Source organism: Methylobacterium sp. B1, assembly GCF_000333255.1.
Lineage (GTDB): Bacteria > Pseudomonadota > Alphaproteobacteria > Rhizobiales > Beijerinckiaceae > Methylobacterium > Methylobacterium fujisawaense.
The window spans coordinates 1-1,713 of sequence record NZ_BACT01000464.1; the positions used below are offsets into that span (position 1 = coordinate 1).

The 1,713-nt window shown below is 75.7% G+C and carries 2 protein-coding genes; one reads left to right on the forward strand and one right to left on the reverse strand.

What is annotated here, in order from left to right; all coding sequences use genetic code 11:
• Positions 1–1,242 (forward strand): methyl-accepting chemotaxis protein (locus tag I53_RS13450; protein WP_043351511.1); only part of this gene is annotated, 1,242 nt, incomplete at its 5' end.
• A 220-nt stretch (positions 1,243–1,462) separates the two neighbouring features.
• On the opposite strand, the gene I53_RS13455 is transcribed toward I53_RS13450, so the two are convergent.
• Positions 1,463–1,713 (reverse strand): hypothetical protein (locus I53_RS13455; RefSeq protein WP_043351512.1); only part of this gene is annotated, 251 nt, incomplete at its 5' end.

Here is a 1,713-nt window from a genome sequence, read left to right on the forward strand (position 1 = left end):
TCCTGGTTCGGCCTCGCCACGCAGCGCATCGATGCCCTGAAGGGCGTGGAGGACCGGCTCACCGCCGATCTGGAGGCCGCCGCCGGCGCCCTGCGCGCCCGGGCGGACCGGATGCTGACCCTCTGGATCGCCGGAGGCCTCGCCCTGTTCGCCCTCTCGGCCGGCCTCGCGGTCTGGCTCGGCACCGCGATCGCGCGCCCCCTCGCCCGGATGGCGCAGGTTCTGACCGCGATCGGCCGGGACCAGGGGACGGCCGATCTGGCGATCCCGTCGGGGGGCCCGCGGGAGGTCCGGGCGATCGCCGCCGCCGCCGTCGCCTTCCGCGACAGCGTCGCCGAGCGTCGCGCCGCCCGGGCCGCGCAGGAGCGGCTCGCCGCCGAGGCGAGTGCCGCGCAGCGCGCCGCCGCCCTGGGCCTCGCCGACAGCTTCGAGCGCCAGGTCGGCGGCATCGTCGCGGCCGTCTCGGCGGCGGCCGCCCAGCTGGAGGCCTCCGCGCACGGCATGGCCCGGACCGCGCAGGACACCACGGATCTCAGCCGGACGGTGGCCGGATCCGCCGATTCGGCCGCGCGCTCGGCCGACACGGTGGCGGCGGCCACCGAGGAACTCACCGCCTCGGTCCGGGAGATCGGCGTACAGGTGGGGGCCTCGGCCGACCTCGCCGCCGCCGCGACCCGGGACGCGGACGGGACCGCCGGCGAGGTGCACCGTCTCGCCCAGGCGGCCGGGAGCATCGGGGAGATCGTCGCGATCATCTCGCAGATCGCCGGTCAGACCAACCTGCTGGCGCTCAACGCCACGATCGAGGCCGCCCGCGCCGGCGAGGCGGGCCGCGGCTTCGCGGTGGTCGCCGCCGAGGTCAAGGACCTCGCCACCCAGACCAGCCGGGCCACCGAGGAGATCGCCGCCAAGGTCGCCGAGATCACCGGCTCGACGGAGGCCTCGGTCCGGTCCATCGGCAGCATCACCGAGGTGATTCGCAACCTCGCCCGGATCGGGGCCGAGATCGCCGCCATGGTCGAGGAGCAGGGCGCCGCCACCGCGGAGATCGCCCGGACCACCGCCCAGACCTCGCAGGACACCCGCGGGGTCTCGGGGCACATGGCGGGCGTCGGCGAGGCCGCCGCCGCGGCCAGCCGGGGCTCCGAACAGGTGCTGCGGGCAGCAGGGGACCTGTCCCGCCAAGCGAGCGACCTGCGGGAGGCCGCGGAGGGCTTCCTCACCCGGATCCGGGCGGCTTGAGCCGGGCCGTGCCCGACGGCAGGGCGCCCCCTGCACCCGCGAAGGGTCCCGGAGCCTTCGAATCCGGGATCTGTCGTGGGTCCTGCCGCGGCCCAACGCCGGGACGCCCCGCGCCCTCAGTGCACGCCGGCCTCCGGAACCGTGCCGGAAGGTCAGGAGCGCCACATCGATCTGGCCGAGGCGGTGAGCGCGCGGATCCGGCGCGGCCGAATCGGCGGGCTCAGTCGGGAATCGCGAACCCGATCGACAGGCATAGGGCCGCGACGGCCGTCAGCGCCACGGCGGCCTGACGGACCTGATGCCAGCGCGCGCTGCGCGCGCGCTCCTCCGGGCTGGCGCCCAGCTGCAGCTCGTCGTCGAAGCCCCTCACGAAGGATTCGAAACTCGGAAAGGCACGCCGCGCGAGCCAAGTCCATACGCCGACAGCGACCAGGCCGACGGCCCAGCCGCCATAGGTCATCACATCGTCCA